The following is a 15,461-nucleotide window of genomic DNA, read 5'->3' on the forward strand; positions in this document are numbered from 1 at the left end:
GCAGACTTGCACGGAGAAGGCTGCGCCGACCTGCTGAGGGTCATGGATGATTGGGGTTGCTTGTGTACCGGGTATTCGAGGCGCTCGACGAACTTGTCGCGATTGTCGAAGAGGCACGCGGCGTACCGATGACCGCCGGCTGCGTGGTTCCACGCGGTGACGTCCTCGAACTGCTCGACGACGTGCGCGATGCGATTCCCGGTGAACTCGACGACGCCCAGGACGTCCTGGACCACAAGGACAAACTGGTGGGGGACGCGCGGTCCAACGCGGAGAAGACGATCTCCAGCGCCAACGCCGAGGCGAACTCCACCATCGAGAACGCGCGAGACGACGCCGACCGCATTCTGGCGGACGCGAAGGCGCAGGCCGACCGGATGGTCGCCGAGGCCCGCGCGCACGCCGAGCAGTTGGTCACCGACGCGCGCGCCGAGGCCGAGTCCTCGGTCGCGGAAGGCCAGCGCGAGTACGACGCACTCACGGGTCGAGCGCGGGCCGAGGCAGATCGCATGATCGAGTCGGGCAAGGCATCGTACGAGAGGTCCGTTGCGGAGGGCACGGCGGAGCAGGCGCGCCTCGTCTCGCAGACGGAGGTCGTCCAGGAGGCGCACGCCGAGTCTGCCCGGGTGATCGACTCCGCGCACGCCGAATCCGATCGTCTCCGCTCGGACTGCGATCTGTACGTCGACACGAAGCTCGCGGAATTCGAGGACTTCCTGAACGGCACCGTCCGGTCCGTCGGCCGGGGACGTCAGCAGTTGCGGACCGGTTCGGGTGTTCCCGACTACGCCTCGGACTACGACGTCGACGACCGCCGCGCCGAGCGTCGCCGCTGAGCGACGGTCGGGTCGCCGCACTCGATCGAATTTGGCTCCACCGCGCAGATTGCGTATCGTGGAGTGGTTGCCCTTTGTCGTTTCCCTTTTCTCGAAAGTGAAGTTTGTTGTCATCCCATCGCCACAGCTCATCGCGTTCCCGACGGGACGCGGACTTCGTGCTGGACACGGTCAAACTCGGCCGTCGTCCCGGTTCGATGCGCACCGTGGAACGGGTGGTGACGGCGCCACAGCGCATCGGTCTCGACCTGATCGCCATCGAGGAAGGATCGGAGATCGATCTCGATCTCCGATTGGAGGCCGTATCCGAGGGGGTCCTGGTCACCGGTTCGTTGCGAGCCGACACCGTGGGGGAGTGCTCGAGATGTCTCGAGCCGTTCTCCGACACGGTGGACCTGACTCTCACGGAGCTGTTCGCATACCCGGACAGCACTACGGAAGAGACCACGGAGGAGGGGGAGGTCTATCACGTCGTGGACGACGAGATCGATCTCGAACCCGTCGTGATCGATGCCGTCGGCCTCGCACTGCCATTGCAGCCGCTCTGCAGTGACGACTGCCAAGGATTGTGCCCAGAATGTGGCGTTCGCCTGGCGATTGCCGAATCTGGCCATGGGCATGACATACTTGATCCTCGCTGGGCTGGTCTTGCAGCCAAATTTGGCGTGGAATCAGAACCCAGCAAGAATCTTGTGAACACCGAAGCCGAGGAGAAGTAGAAGTGGCTGTCCCCAAGCGCAGAATGTCGCGATCCAACACGAGGTCGCGTCGCAGCCAGTGGAAGACCACTGTGCCTACTCTCGTCACCTGCCCCAACCGTGGCTGCGGCGAGAAGACGCTGCCCCACGTCGCGTGCCCGTCGTGTGGCACATACAAGGGCCGCCAGGTCACTGCCGCCGTCTAGTTCTCCGCGGAGAGGCGTTGTGACGAGCGACATCAGTAATACACCCGCCGGCGGCGAGGAGGATCATGCTTCCCTCCTCGCCGCCCTCGGCGTAGAAATCGAGCCTTCGCTGCTCACCTTGGCGTTGACGCACCGCTCGTATGCGTACGAGAACGGTGGTCTGCCCACCAACGAGCGTCTCGAATTTCTCGGCGACTCCGTGCTCGGAGTCACCGTCACCGAGAAGCTCTACCTTGCGCATCCGGACAAGTCCGAGGGCGACCTCGCGAAGATCCGGGCGAGCATCGTCAACATGCACGCGCTCGCGGAGGTGGCCCGCAGTCTCGGTGAGGGCGGCCTCGGTGCCCATCTCCTGCTCGGTAAGGGCGAGGAGATGACCGGTGGCCGTGACAAGCCGAGCATCCTGGCCGATGGCATGGAGTCGATTCTCGGCGCCATCCACCTCGAGCACGGCATCGATACGGCGCGACGCGTCGTACTCGACCTCTTCAGCGACCTCCTCCAGCGGGCCCCCCGTCTCGGTGCGGGTCTGGACTGGAAGACGAGTCTGCAGGAGTTGACCGCGGAGCGTGGCGTCGGCGTCCCGGCGTACGAGATCACCGCGACCGGCCCGGACCACGACAAGGAATTCACCGCCACCGTGATCGTCGGCGGCAAGCCCCTCGGCGTCGGTATCGGCCGCTCCAAGAAAGAGGCCGAGCAGAAGGCTGCGAGCACGGCGTGGAATGCGTTGTCCGACGCAGGCCCCGACGTAGCGGCCGACGACGTCAGTGCCTGAACTGCCCGAAGTCGAGGTGGTCCGGCGCGGACTCGAACGCCATATCGTGGGGGCGTCGATCGATTCCGTCGACATCCTGCACCCGCGGGCGATCCGGCGTCATCTGCCCGGCGCCGCAGACCTCGCCGGACAGCTCACCGGCGAACGCATCGCGAGCGCCGACCGTCGTGGAAAGTATCTGTGGCTGGTCCTCGAACCCAGCACGGTCGCTCTCGTGGTGCATCTCGGCATGAGTGGTCAAATGCTCGTGCAGCCACCAGAATTGCCGACCGAGAAGCATCTGCGCATCCGTGCCCGGCTCGATTCCGGTCTCGACCTCCGGTTCGTCGACCAGCGGACGTTCGGGGGCTGGGCGCTGGCACCGCTCGTCGACGTCGACGGCTCGCTCGTGCCGGACTCGGTGGCGCACATCGCCCGTGACCCACTGGATCCGCGGTTCGACCTCGCGGCGACCGTGAAGGTCGTGCGCGGCAAGCACACCGAGATCAAGCGTGCGCTTCTCGACCAGACCGTCGTCTCAGGCATCGGCAACATCTACGCGGACGAGGCGCTGTGGCGCGCACAGATCCACGGAAATCGGCTCACCGACAGGGTGAGTGGTCCCAAGGTCCGTGAACTGCTCACGGCCGCCCGGGAGGTCATGCGTGAGGCACTCACGCAGGGCGGCACGTCCTTCGACGCGCTCTACGTGAACGTCAACGGCGAGTCGGGCTATTTCGACCGTTCGCTGTCCGCCTACGGTCAGGAGGATCGCCCGTGCCCGCGGTGCGGCACCGCGATCCGGCGGGAGAAATTCATGAACCGCTCGTCGTTCAGTTGCCCGAAGTGCCAGCCGGCCCCACGGAGAAGCCCGGCGAAATCGTCTGTGTGAGTTCGGCGGTCACGGGCTCGTCGGCGAACTGTCCGTCGGTGTCGTGGCGCGGTGTCGCCTTGGCGTCGAAGTAGTCGCCGCCCTTGCGTTTCACGTCGTCGGTGCCCCATTCGCGGTGGCGGGGGACCGGTGCCATTCTCGGAATGTGCTTTCGGCAGTGGATGTATGCCTCCTCCACCTCCACCACCACCCAGCGTTCCGGGATCCGGCCGTTCGTGTGGTCCGCAGGCAGATCCGCGATGTCGGAGCGGAGGACCGGGTCTTCGACGATCCGGGCCGAACCGTTCACGTGCAGTCCGATGAGGTCCTGCACGAAGTCCACGAGAATGATTCCGACGTGCGGGTTTTCCCGGATGTTGCCGAGGCTCGCCATCACGCCGTTGCCGCGGTACTCCGGGTACGCGAGGGTCTTCGAGTCGATGACGTGCATGAATCCCGGTGTCCCGGCGCGCAGACTGTTGTCGCATTCGCCGGACGCGTCGGCGGTGGCGATGAAGGCGATCTCCTGGCGTCCGATGAACTCGATCATCGTCGGATTGAGATGGTCCAGCATCTGATCCGCGTAGAACTTGACGGCACGATCCTCGGTCCCGTACTCGGACTGAAGCTGGCGCTCTCCCGCACTACCGATCTGGCCCATCTGCATTCCCCGCTACGTCTCGGCGTCATTGGTCGGTTCACCCTACGGCCCACCGGTTCCCTCTGCTGAGAATCCTCGTTCACAATTGCGCGGAAACCACTGCCGCCCACCCACCTACCTGGTGGTGCGTCGATCGGTGGCAGGATTGAGCGCATGGCAGAACAGACTTCCGACACGACGGCGCCCACCTCACTGTGGGTCGAGCGAACGGGCACCCGGCGGTACACCGGCCGCAGCTCGCGCGGCGCCGAGGTCCTGATCGGCTCCGAGGGCGTGGAGGGCGTGTTCACCCCCGGGGAACTCCTGAAGATCGCACTCGCCGCGTGCAGCGGAATGAGCTCGGACTTCCCGCTGTCGCGGCGGCTGGGCGACAACTACGACGCCACCATCCGGGTGTCCGGTGCCGCGGACCGGGAGAACGAGGTGTACCCGCAGCTGGACGAGGTCATGGAGCTGGACCTCAGCGAACTCGACGCCGATGCGCAGGAGCGTCTGGTGGCGCTCGTGGAACGGTCGGTGGACAAGGTCTGCACGGTCGGGCGGACGCTGAAGGCCGGGACGAAAGTGACGCTGACCGTCGAGAGAGAAGCATGATGCGGCGTGAGCTGGCCGCGCTCGCGGGCGGGGCGGCGCTCTGCGCGGGTCTGCTCGTGGTCGCGCCCGCGGCCGCTGGGCCCGCGTTCTCGCCGCCCGGCGGCGCGTGCACCCCGTGGTCGGTGTCGGAGGTGGCGTCCGGGGCGGGGGTTCTCGAGAACCTGGCCTTCGACGGGGCGGGCACCATGCTGGTGTCGCGAACAGGCCTGGTCGGCGGCGGAGCCCTCGACGGGGTCGCCCCCGACGGCACCGTCACCCCGATCGTGCCCGAGGTCGAGTCGCCCGGCGGAATCGCCGTGGACGGTGCCGACGCGTACTTCGCCACGGGGAACTCCTTCGCCGCCGGGGTCACGGGCTCGGCGAACGGCACGGTCGACGTCGTGAACCTCGCCACGAGTGACAGACGAACCGTGGCCGAGGGGCTGGTCATGCCGAACGGGCTGGTCCGGCTGAGTAACGGAGACATTCTCACCGCCCGGAATCTGGGCTCCGGGGCGGGGCTGACCCGCGTCCCCGCCGCGGATCCCCATACACCGGAGGTCGTGCGCACCGATCTGGGAACGGTCGACGGTCTCGCCGCGCACGACGGCAACGTCTACACGGTGACGACGTTCGACACGACCACCACGCTGCGCATCCTCCGCGAAGACGACCTGAGCGGTCCCGTCGTGTCGGTCGAACTGCCCGGCTCCGGGCCCCTCAACGCGGCCGACGATCTCACCGTCGGACCGGACGGCATCGTCTACGTCGCCTACAACGGCGGCGGCAAAGTGGTGCGGGTCGATCCCACGACGGGGGAGAGCTGCGCCCTCGCGTCCGGGCTGCCGCTGGTGTCGTCGGTGCGGTTCGGCGCCGGGCCGGGCTGGGATCCGGACGCGCTCTACGCCACCAGCTTCACCGGGAAGATCTACAAACTCGAACGGTCGTGACGGACATGGAGAGAATGACCGCGTGGGTGCACGGATTCGTGCAGGGTGTGGGATTCCGGTGGTGGACCCGCGCCCGCGCGCTGGAACTCGGCCTCGTCGGATACGCGGCCAACCAGAAGGACGGCCGCGTGCTCGTCATCGCCGAGGGGCCTCGCGACAAGCTGGAGACCCTCCTGACGCTGCTGCGGTCGGGAGACACGCCGGGCGCGGTGGATCTCGTCGTGGAGCAATGGGATTCCGCCCGCGGCGACCTCACCGGGTTCGTGGAACGGTGAACCGCAGGTAAAGTTCTCCGTCATGCATCTGAAGAGTCTGACGCTGAAGGGATTCAAATCCTTTGCGTCCGCAACGACTCTGCGATTCGAGCCGGGAATCACCTGTGTCGTGGGGCCCAACGGGTCGGGTAAGTCCAACGTCGTCGACGCGCTCACCTGGGTGATGGGCGAGCAGGGGGCGAAGGCGCTGCGCGGCGGCAAGATGGAAGACGTCATCTTCGCCGGCACCGCCGGGCGGGCGCCCCTCGGACGCGCCGAGGTCACGCTGACCATCGACAACTCCGACGGCGCCCTGCCGATCGACTACTCCGAGGTGTCGATCACCCGGCGCATGTTCCGCGACGGAGCCGGCGAATACGAGATCAACGGCAGCTCGTGCCGGCTGATGGACGTGCAGGAACTGCTCAGCGACTCCGGCATCGGCCGGGAGATGCACGTGATCGTCGGTCAGGGTCGCCTCGCCGCCATCCTCGAATCCCGTCCGGAGGACCGGCGCGCGTTCATCGAGGAAGCAGCCGGTGTCCTCAAGCACCGCAAACGCAAGGAAAAGGCGGTCCGCAAACTCGACGCGATGCAGGCCAACCTGGCGCGCCTGAACGACCTCACGGCGGAACTGCGGCGCCAGCTCAAACCACTCGGACGGCAGGCCGAGGTGGCACGCCGCGCCCAGACCGTGCAGGCCGACCTCCGCGACGCGAAGCTGCGGCTCGCCGCGGACGACCTGGTCACGCGACGCGAGGACCTGGCCAGCCAGGCTCAGGACGAGAAGATCGCGCGAGAGCAGCACGACCAGGTCACCGAGGCACTCGACGAAGCCAATCTCGAGCTGGGACGGCACGAACAGGAACTGTCGAGGCTCACACCGGGTGCGGAAGCGGCCGCGCAGACCTGGTTCCAGCTGTCGGCACTCGCCGAGCGCGTCAACGCGACCATCCGCATCGCCCGCGAGCGGGCGCGTCACCTCGACGCCGAGCCCTCCGCGAACCGCGGTCAGGATCCCGACGAGATGGAGGCCCGCGCCGACCGGATCGCCGCGGAGGAAATGGAGCTCGTCGAAGCCGTCGAGATGGCGCGCGCGGCGCTGGACGCGGCCAAGGAGCAGCTGGCACTGGGGGAGGAGACCGCCGCCGAGGCGGAACGAGCCCACATGGCAGCGGTCCGGGCGATCGCCGACCGCCGTGAAGGCCTGGCCCGGCTGTCCGGCCAGGTCGACACGCTGCGCACCCGCGCCGACTCCGTCGACGCCGAAGTGTCCCGGCTGACCGTCGCGATCGAGGAGGCCCGCCAGCGCGGCGACGCGGCACAGTCAGAGTTCGAGGTCGTCCAGGACGAGATCGGTGACCTCGACGCCGGCGAGCTCGGACTGGATTCCCACCACGAGCGTGCCGTCGAGGCACTGCGCCTGATCACCGAACGCGTCACCGAACTCCAGGCCGAGGAGCGCGCAGCCGGGCAGGAAGTGGCATCCCTGCGTGCCCGGATCGACGCACTGTCGATGGGCCTCGAACGCAAGGACGGCGCCGGCTGGCTCGTCGAGAATCGCGGCGAACACGGCATCCGCGGACCGATCGGTGGCCTCATCACCGTCGAGAAGGGGTACGAGGGCGCCGTCGCGGCCGCCATGGGCCCCGCCGCCGACGCCGTCGTCGCCGAATCCCTCGACGCCGCCCGTAGCGCAGTCGGTGCGCTGAAGGAGACGGACAGCGGTCGGGCGTCCCTGGTCATCGGAACCGATCTGGCGGCGCCGAACGGCGGACACCTGGACTCCGGCGCCCGGTGGGCCGTCGACGTCATCGACTGCCCTGCCGAACTGCGGACCGGACTCGCGGCGCTCCTGGCTGGAGTGGTCGTGGTCGATTCCCTCGACGACGCCGTCGAAACCGTCCGGCGCAGGCCCGACGTGCGCGCCGTCACCCGCGACGGAGATCTCCTCGGAGCGGGCTGGATGAGCGGCGGATCGGACCGTCAGCCGAGCACCCTCGAGGTCCAGGCCGCCATCGACAACTCGGTGCAGGATCTCGCCCGCGCCGAACGTCGCGCCGAGGAACTGTCCGCGGCACTGTCCGGCGCGGTCGCGGAACAGGCCGACCGCCAGGAGAACGCCGAGCAGGCACTGGCCGCGCTGAACGAGTCCGACGCCGCGATGTCCGCCATCTACGAGCGCCTCGGCCGCCTCGGCCAGGCCGCGCGGGCCGCGCACGCAGAATCCGATCGGCTCATGGCGCAGCGCGACAAGGCCGAGAGCGGCCGCGAGGACACACTGACCGCGCTCGCCGAACTCGAGGAACGGCTGCGCCTGGCGGAACAGGACGGGTCGCCCGCCGGCGCCGACACGGGCGGTTCCGACACGACGAGCATCGATCGTGAAATGGCGGCCGCCGCACTGGCCGAAGTGCGGGCCGTGGAAGTGGAAGCCCGGCTGTCCGTGCGCACGGCCGAGGAGCGCGCCGAGTCGGTGCGCGGCAAGGCCGACTCCCTGCGCCGCGCCGCACAGGTGGAACGCGACGCGCGCGCCCGCGCCGAACGCGTGATGAAGGCCCGCCAGAACGCGGCCGCCGTCGCGGCGGCGGTCGCCGAGTCGGGACAGCGGGTCGCCGAGCACCTCGGTGACGTCGTCGACGCCGCGATGGCGCACCGTGACGAACTCGCCCGGGCGCGCACCGAGCGGACGACCCAACTCGAACAGGTGAAGGAAAGGGTGCGTCAGCTGACCGGACAGCTGGCGTCGCTCACCGATGCCGTGCACCGCGACGAGGTGGCTCGCGCCCAGGCCGCGCTGCGCATCGAGCAGCTCGAGGAGGCGATCCTCGAACAGCACGGGATCGGCCTGGACGATCTGATCGCCGAATACGGCCCCGATGTCGCGCTGCCGCCGTCCGCACTCGAGATGGAGGAGTACGAGCAGGCGAAAGAGCGCGGCGAGCAGGTCACGATGCCCGCACCGATTCCGTACGACCGCGCCACGCAGGAACGTCGCGCGAAACGTGCCGAGAAGGACCTGGCGACGCTCGGCAAGGTCAACCCCCTGGCACTCGAGGAGTTCGCCGCACTCGAGGAGCGCTACAACTTCCTCTCGACTCAACTCGAGGACGTGAAGACCGCCCGCAAGGATCTCCTCGGTGTGGTGGCCGACGTCGATGCCCGCATCCTGCAGGTGTTCACCGAGGCCTATTCGGACGTCGAACGCGAATTCGTGCAAGTGTTCGCGAAGCTGTTCCCCGGTGGTGAGGGCAGGCTGGTGCTCACCGACCCGTCGAACATGCTGACCACCGGAATCGAGGTGGAGGCCCGCCCGCCCGGCAAGAAGGTCAAGCGGCTGTCGCTGCTGTCCGGTGGCGAGAAGTCTTTGACGGCGGTGGCGATGCTCGTGGCGATCTTCCGGGCCAGGCCGTCCCCTTTCTATGTGATGGACGAGGTGGAGGCCGCGCTGGACGACACGAACCTGCGTCGTCTCATCGGGTTGTTCGAGCAGTTGCGGGAGAAGTCGCAGCTGATCGTCATCACCCACCAGAAGCCGACGATGGAGGTGGCCGACGCGCTCTACGGCGTCAGCATGCGCGGCGACGGCATCACCACCGTCATCTCCCAGCGGCTCCGTGGCCAGGACATGGCGGCCGCGGACGCCTGATTTCGACCCGCTCCGGGACGGCGCGGGCGGGAAGGCAGTGCGCGACGAGATCCGGAGCCTGAAACAATGGGCGGCGTGACTACCGGAGCTTGGATTGCCATCGCGGCCGCACTGGCCGTACTTCTCGTCGTTCTCGTCGTCGGGTCCCTGCTGTATCGGCGTCGCCGGATTTCCCTGAAGGCGCCGGACACCCCGCAGGTCACCACGGCGGAGAAGGACCGTTCGGGCAGTTACCGGGCGGACGGCGGGTTCAACTTCAGCCAGGGGTCGACGGCGACGGCACCGCCGCGTCCGCCTGCGCCCGAGCCGGTTCTGCCGAAACCGGCGCCCGAACCCGAGGTGGCCGCGCCCGAACCCGAGGTCGTCGCGCCCCCGGCGCCGGAGAAGGCCCCTGAGAAGGCCCCTGAGAAGGCCCCGGAGAAGGCCCCGGAGAAGGCCCCGGAGAAGGCCCCGGAGAAGCCGACGGCCCCGGCGGAGCCGGTCACCTACGAGCCGGTCGTCGCGCCGGAGGTCGAAGCGGAACCCGAGGTCGCGCCCGCACCCGAACCCGAACCGGCTGCCGCCGTGCCGGTGCTCGACGTCATCGCCCCCACCGAAGGACGGCTCGACCGCCTGCGGGGGCGGCTGTCCCGTTCCCAGTCCGCGGTGGGCAAGAGCCTGCTCGGACTGCTCGGTGGTGGTGATCTCGACGAGGACTCCTGGGAAGAGGTGGAGGACACGCTCCTCATCGCCGACCTCGGCTCGGCGACCACCACGAAGATCGTCACGTCGCTGCGTGAGCAGATGGCATCGCGCAGCGTCCGCACCGAGGCCGATGCCCGCGCGCTGCTGCGTGAAGTCCTGGTCGCCGAACTCCGGCCGGAACTCGATCGCTCGATCCGTGCCCTGCCGCACGACGACCACCCGGCGGTCCTGCTGGTCGTCGGTGTGAACGGCACCGGCAAGACCACCACGACCGGCAAGCTCGCACGGGTGCTCGTGGCCGACGGCAGGCGCGTCCTGCTCGGTGCCGCCGACACGTTCCGTGCCGCCGCCGCGGACCAATTGCAGACGTGGGCCGAGCGAGTGGGCGCCGAGGTGGTGCGCGGGAAGGAAGCCGCAGATCCGGCGGCCGTCGCGTTCGACGCCGTGTCCAAGGGAATCGATACCGGCGTCGACGTCGTGCTGATCGATACCGCCGGCCGGCTCCACACGAAGACGGGACTGATGGACGAGCTCGGCAAGGTGAAGCGGGTCATCGAGAAGAAGGCCTCGGTCGACGACGTGCTCCTCGTCCTCGACGCGACCATCGGCCAGAACGGCCTCGCGCAGGCGCGGGTGTTCGCCGAGGTCGTCGACATCACCGGTGTGGTCCTCACCAAGCTCGACGGCACCGCCAAGGGCGGCATCGTGTTCCAGGTTCAGCACGAACTGGGGGTTCCCGTGAAGCTCGTCGGGCTCGGTGAGGGCGCCGACGATCTGGCGCCGTTCGAGCCGGGCGCCTTCGTCGACGCGTTGCTCGGCTGACGCAGCGATTCGGGGTCGTCGCGGGGTCCCGGACCGCTCCGGGGCGATGAAACCGACCGCAAATCGCCTGGCGAAACCTGGACGCAACAAAATAGGCCGATGCGTTCACGAGCGCGAAACAGTGCAGTGGCATAGCCGAAACACCAACTGAGCACCCTTCTTCTCAGGTCGTCAGCCGCTACCGGCTGGGCAGAGAAGGAGGAGGCTCAAGGTGGATTTCCCCACTATCGGTGCACCGGACACCGGGGACACAGCGTGGATGCTGACCAGCGCCGCGCTCGTGTTGCTCATGACTCCGGGTCTTGCGTTCTTCTACGGCGGCATGGTGCGGGCCAAGAGCGTGCTGAACATGCTCATGATGAGCATCAGCGCGATGGGTGTCGTCGGCATCCTGTGGGTTCTCTACGGCTACTCCATGGCCTTCGGTGAGGACAAGGGAAACCTTGTCGGTGATCCGTTCCAGTACTTCGGACTCAAGGGACTGTTCGGCGGGTCCTACCTCGCCGAGACCGACGACGCAGGTTCGGTCATCGCCGATTCCGCGATCCCGCTCGTCGGCACCATCCCCGCGACGGTGTTCGTCGCGTTCCAGGCCATGTTCGCGATCATCACCGTCGCCCTCATTTCGGGTGCCGTGGCGGATCGCCTGCGCTTCGGGCCCTGGCTGCTGTTCGCCGGCCTCTGGGCGACGGTCGTGTACTTCCCCGTGGCGCACTGGGTGTTCGCCTTCGACGGTGTCACCGCCGAGACCGGTGGCTGGATCGCCAACAAGCTCGCCGCGGTCGACTTCGCGGGTGGTACCGCCGTCCACATCAACGCCGGCGCCGCCGGCCTCGTCCTCGCGATCATTCTCGGCAAGCGCAAGGGATGGCCGGGAACCCCGTTCCGCCCGCACAACCTGCCCTTCGTGATGCTCGGCGCCGGCCTCCTCTGGTTCGGCTGGTTCGGTTTCAACGCCGGTTCGGCCGTCGGGTCCAACGGCATCGCCGGAGCAACCTTCATCACCACCGTCATCGGAACGTGCGCGGCCATGCTCGCCTGGCTCCTGGTCGAGCGGATTCGCGACGGCCACGCCACCACACTCGGCGCGGCGTCCGGAATCGTGGCCGGCCTGGTTGCCATCACGCCTTCCTGCTCCTCGGTGAACGTCCTCGGCGCACTCGCCATCGGCGTCGTGGCAGGCGCACTCTGCGCGCTCGCGGTCGGACTCAAGTTCCGCTTCGGATTCGACGACTCGCTCGATGTCGTCGGTGTCCACCTCGTCGGCGGCATCGTCGGAACGCTGATGGTGGGCCTGGTCGCAACGGCTGAGGCGCCCGCGGGTGTTGTCGGACTGTTCTATGGTGGAGGCCTCGACCAACTCTGGCGTCAGGCAGTGGGCGCCGGAGCAGTACTGCTTTACTCGCTCGTCGGTACAGCCGTCGTCGCGTTGATCGTGAAGTTCACGATCAGTCTGCGGCTCAGCGACGAGGGTGAATCACTTGGAGTGGACGAGTCGGAACACGCAGAAACTGGCTACGATTTCGCCGCTCTCGGCGGAAACTCGGCAACTGCTCGTGTATCCGGCAAGGAGGGATGAGGAAATGAAGCTGATCACAGCAATTGTCAAGCCGTTCACTCTGGAGGACGTGAAGACGGGCCTCGAGCAGGCGGGCGTCCTCGGGATGACCGTCAGCGAGGTTCAGGGGTACGGCCGGCAGAAGGGCCACACCGAGGTCTACCGAGGTGCCGAGTACTCGGTCGATTTCGTTCCGAAGGTCCGGGTCGAGGTCGTCGTGGACGACGCTGCTGTGGACAAGGTCGTCGAGGTGATCGTCGAGGCGGCACGCACCGGCAAGATCGGTGACGGCAAGGTCTGGGTCTCACCGGTCGAGTCGGTGATCCGGGTGCGTACCGGGGAACGCGGCGCGGATGCGCTCTGACCCCAACGGGTCCGGTAAGACCGGCCCTGGTCCCGTCGCCAAGGCGACGGAACCAGGGCCGGTTGCGTCAGGCGGATCGGACCAAGCAGCGGACCTGGCCCGCGCACGCAGGCAACTGCTCACCGGTGGCTCCGAGACCAGCCCCGGCGCAAGGAATTCCGCAGGTCACGGGCGTCGACTCGACGCTGCCGCGCTCCGTCACGCGCTCGTCGACCTGCACGAGTTCTGGTTGACCACAAAGGGTGCCGAGCTGGGCATCAAACCCGACAGCGGCTTCGCGCTCGTCGCGGTCGGTGGGCTCGGTCGCCGGGAACTCCTGCCGTATTCGGATCTCGACCTCCTTCTGCTTCACGACGACATGGATCCGACGGTCGTCTCGCAGGTGGCCGACCAGCTCTGGTATCCGTTGTGGGACGCGCACATCAAGCTCGACCACAGCGTCCGCACCATCCCTCAGGCCCTGCAGGTGGCGGACACGGACATCACCGCGGCGCTGGGAATGCTCGAGGCCCGTCACATCGTCGGCGACGTCGAGCTGACCAATCTGCTCATCAGCGGGGTGCGCCGGCAGTGGCGCACCGACATCCGCAACCGTTTCGACGGCCTCATCGAGCAGACCCGGTCGCGCTGGGAACGCAGCGGCGAGATCGCCCACCGCGCAGAGCCCGACCTGAAGAGCGGTCGCGGTGGACTGCGGGACGTACAGTTGCTCAACGCGCTGTCCATCGCGCAGCTCACCGACGGCATGCCCGGGCTCGGTCCCGAGTCGCCCGGCGGGGGACTGGCACTCGCACATCGCCGGCTCCTCGACGTCCGCACCGAACTGCACCGGGTCGCAGGCCGCTCCCGGGATCAGTTGCGAGCGCAGGACGCCGACGAGATCGGCGCCGCATTGCGGATCGGCGATCGATTCGACCTCGCGCGCATGCTCAGCGACGCCGCGCGCACCATCAGCTATTCCGTCGAGGTCGGTGTGCGGACGGCCGGACACGCCCTGCCGCGGCGCGGTCTGGCGCGGTTGCGCCGACCGCCGGTGCGACGGCCCCTCGACGAGGGTGTCGTCGAGCACGCCGGGGAAGTGGTGCTGGCGCGCGATGCCCGGCCGGCGAAGGACCCCGGCCTCGTGCTGCGGGTCGCGTCGGCGTCGGCGACGACGGGGATGCCGATGTCGGCGTCCACTCTGAATCGCTTGGCCGACAACGCCCCCGAGCTGCGCGAGCCGTGGCCGAAGGAGGCGCTGAACGATCTGCTGGTGATGCTCGGCTCGGGTAGCCGTGCCGTCGCGGCGATCGAGGCTCTCGATCGGACCGGGCTGTGGGGCAGGCTTCTTCCCGAGTGGGGTGCCGTCCGGGATCTGCCGCCGCGGGACGCGGTGCACACGTGGACCGTGGATCGTCACCTCGTCGAGACCGCCGCCTACGCCAGTGGGTTCACCACCCGCGTCGCGCGCCCGGACCTGCTGATGCTCGGTGCGTTGCTGCACGACATCGGCAAGGGCCGCGGCGGCGACCACAGTGTGGTCGGCGCGGAACTGGCCACCCAGATCGGTAAGCGTCTCGGATTGTGGCCTTCGGACGTCGCGCTGCTGACGGCGATCGTGCGCCACCATCTGCTGCTGCCGCACACCGCGACGCGGCGTGACCTCGACGATCCCGAGACGGTCGAGAAGGTGGTGGAGGCACTCGGCGGTGACGGCGTTCTGCTGGAGTTGCTGCACGCGCTGGCGGAGGCGGATTCACTGGCGACGGGTCCCGGTGTGTGGGGCGACTGGAAGTCCTCGCTGATCGGGGAACTCGTGCGGCGCTGCCGCATGGTCATGGCGGGCGAGGTTCTTCCCGCACCCGATCCGCTCGATCCGGAACACGTCGCGCTTGCGGCGTCGGGTGGCGTGCACGTCGCGCTGGTCCCCGCCGACAGTCCCCACACGTACGTGGTGACGGTCATCGCCCCCGACCAGCGTGGTCTGCTGTCGAAAGCGGCAGGTGTGCTCGCGCTTCATTCGCTGCGGGTCCACTCCGCGTCGCTGGGCAGTGCCGAGGGGTCGGCTGTCAATTCGTTCGTCGTGTCTCCGAGATTCGGGGCGCCGCCGCAGGCGGGTCTGCTGCGGCAGGAGCTGATCCGCGCGCTGGCGGGAGAGCTGAATCTGCTGGAGATGCTGACGGCCAAGGAAGAGGAGGCTCGCGAGAGCCAGCGCGTGGCCGCCGTGGAGGAACGGGGCGAAGCCGCGGTTCCGGTGCAGTACGCGCAGGCGCCGCCGCGGGTCATCTGGTTCGACACCGCGTCGCCCGGCGAGGTCATCCTCGAGCTCAGGGCCGAGGATCGGCTGGGGCTGCTGTCCAGGCTGGCCGACGCGTTCGACACGTGCGGGGCCGACGTCCGCTGGGCGCGGGTGACCACCCTGGGTTCGTCGGTGATCGACTCGTTCTGCCTCGATCTCGGCGGCGGGGACACCCGGGCGAGCCGGGAACAGGTCGAGAGCGCGATCCTCGGCGTCGTTCCGCTGACGAAGCCGAAGAAGCAGGAGGGCAGCGGGGGAGAATGAACGGCAGGACGTGAGCGGCTAGGCTGGTGCCCGAGA

The 15,461-nt window shown here is 68.2% G+C and carries 14 protein-coding genes; 13 read left to right on the top strand and 1 reads right to left on the bottom strand.

Going from position 1 to position 15,461, the window contains the following annotated elements:
- Positions 1-62 precede the first annotated feature (62 nt).
- The 5 genes from G9373_RS00645 to mutM all read left to right on the top strand — a co-directional run bounded on the left by G9373_RS00645 (position 63) and on the right by mutM (position 3,389).
- The gene (locus tag G9373_RS00645) at positions 63-836 is read left to right on the top strand and encodes a DivIVA domain-containing protein (protein WP_005566190.1); all 774 of its coding nucleotides are present in this window, start codon (positions 63-65) and stop codon (positions 834-836) included.
- 158 nt (positions 837-994) lie between these two features.
- A complete protein-coding gene (locus G9373_RS00650; protein WP_005259408.1) occupies positions 995-1,555 on the top strand; it encodes a DUF177 domain-containing protein in 561 nt (186 codons plus the stop codon).
- A 2-nt stretch (positions 1,556-1,557) separates the two neighbouring features.
- On the top strand, positions 1,558-1,740 hold the full coding sequence (gene rpmF / locus G9373_RS00655; RefSeq protein WP_005240446.1) for a 50S ribosomal protein L32: 183 nt from the start codon (positions 1,558-1,560) through the stop codon (positions 1,738-1,740).
- Positions 1,741-1,759: 19 nt separating this feature from the next.
- Entirely contained in the window at positions 1,760-2,518 is a 759-nt protein-coding gene (gene rnc, locus G9373_RS00660) for a ribonuclease III (protein ID WP_005566192.1), read from the top strand.
- Complete coding sequence (mutM, locus tag G9373_RS00665) at positions 2,511-3,389, top strand: bifunctional DNA-formamidopyrimidine glycosylase/DNA-(apurinic or apyrimidinic site) lyase (protein WP_007296873.1); 879 nt, start codon at positions 2,511-2,513, stop codon at positions 3,387-3,389. The genes rnc and mutM overlap by 8 nt, the downstream gene beginning before the upstream one ends.
- Here mutM and G9373_RS00670 read toward each other — a convergent pair.
- Complete coding sequence (locus G9373_RS00670; RefSeq protein WP_133986539.1) at positions 3,331-4,035, bottom strand: pyridoxamine 5'-phosphate oxidase family protein; 705 nt, start codon at positions 4,033-4,035, stop codon at positions 3,331-3,333. The genes mutM and G9373_RS00670 overlap by 59 nt on opposite strands.
- Positions 4,036-4,182: 147 nt before the next feature.
- Between G9373_RS00670 and G9373_RS00675 the strand changes: the two genes are divergently transcribed.
- From G9373_RS00675 to G9373_RS00710, 8 genes are all read left to right on the top strand, one after another.
- A complete protein-coding gene (locus G9373_RS00675) occupies positions 4,183-4,623 on the top strand; it encodes an OsmC family protein (protein ID WP_005240454.1) in 441 nt (146 codons plus the stop codon).
- Complete coding sequence (locus G9373_RS00680) at positions 4,623-5,552, top strand: hypothetical protein (RefSeq protein ID WP_081276545.1); 930 nt, start codon at positions 4,623-4,625, stop codon at positions 5,550-5,552. Before G9373_RS00675 ends, G9373_RS00680 begins: the two co-directional genes overlap by 1 nt.
- Positions 5,553-5,557: 5 nt before the next feature.
- On the top strand, positions 5,558-5,827 hold the full coding sequence (locus G9373_RS00685) for an acylphosphatase (RefSeq protein WP_011598391.1): 270 nt from the start codon (positions 5,558-5,560) through the stop codon (positions 5,825-5,827).
- A 22-nt stretch (positions 5,828-5,849) separates the two neighbouring features.
- A complete protein-coding gene (smc, locus tag G9373_RS00690; RefSeq protein ID WP_133986540.1) occupies positions 5,850-9,455 on the top strand; it encodes a chromosome segregation protein SMC in 3,606 nt (1,201 codons plus the stop codon).
- 66 nt (positions 9,456-9,521) lie between these two features.
- The gene (gene ftsY, locus G9373_RS00695; protein ID WP_206031410.1) at positions 9,522-10,961 is read left to right on the top strand and encodes a signal recognition particle-docking protein FtsY; all 1,440 of its coding nucleotides are present in this window, start codon (positions 9,522-9,524) and stop codon (positions 10,959-10,961) included.
- A gap of 211 nt (positions 10,962-11,172) precedes the next feature.
- Positions 11,173-12,540 carry an ammonium transporter gene (locus tag G9373_RS00700; protein ID WP_167113569.1) on the top strand — a complete coding sequence of 456 codons (1,368 nt, stop codon included), beginning with the start codon at positions 11,173-11,175 and terminating at the stop codon, positions 12,538-12,540.
- Between the two features lie 4 nt (positions 12,541-12,544).
- Positions 12,545-12,883 carry a P-II family nitrogen regulator gene (locus tag G9373_RS00705; protein WP_005240467.1) on the top strand — a complete coding sequence of 113 codons (339 nt, stop codon included), beginning with the start codon at positions 12,545-12,547 and terminating at the stop codon, positions 12,881-12,883.
- Positions 12,873-15,425, top strand: coding sequence for a [protein-PII] uridylyltransferase (locus G9373_RS00710; protein WP_005564857.1), 2,553 nt, complete (start codon positions 12,873-12,875; stop codon positions 15,423-15,425). Before G9373_RS00705 ends, G9373_RS00710 begins: the two co-directional genes overlap by 11 nt.
- Positions 15,426-15,461 lie beyond the last annotated feature (36 nt).

The sequence above is a fragment of the Rhodococcus sp. A14 genome, assembly GCF_011603105.1.
Lineage (GTDB): Bacteria > Actinomycetota > Actinomycetes > Mycobacteriales > Mycobacteriaceae > Rhodococcus_F > Rhodococcus_F opacus.

Coding starts and splice junctions, on each gene's coding strand:
- G9373_RS00680 (WP_081276545.1), top strand. CDS start 4,623: ATGCGGCGTGAGCTGGCCGCGCTCGCGGGCGGGGCGGCGCTCTGCGCG.
- G9373_RS00705 (WP_005240467.1), top strand. CDS start 12,545: ATGAAGCTGATCACAGCAATTGTCAAGCCGTTCACTCTGGAGGACGTG.
- G9373_RS00685 (WP_011598391.1), top strand. CDS start 5,558: ATGGAGAGAATGACCGCGTGGGTGCACGGATTCGTGCAGGGTGTGGGA.
- ftsY (WP_206031410.1), top strand. CDS start 9,522: ATGGGCGGCGTGACTACCGGAGCTTGGATTGCCATCGCGGCCGCACTG.
- smc (WP_133986540.1), top strand. CDS start 5,850: ATGCATCTGAAGAGTCTGACGCTGAAGGGATTCAAATCCTTTGCGTCC.
- G9373_RS00710 (WP_005564857.1), top strand. CDS start 12,873: ATGCGCTCTGACCCCAACGGGTCCGGTAAGACCGGCCCTGGTCCCGTC.
- G9373_RS00670 (WP_133986539.1), bottom strand. CDS start 4,035: ATGCAGATGGGCCAGATCGGTAGTGCGGGAGAGCGCCAGCTTCAGTCC.
- G9373_RS00675 (WP_005240454.1), top strand. CDS start 4,183: ATGGCAGAACAGACTTCCGACACGACGGCGCCCACCTCACTGTGGGTC.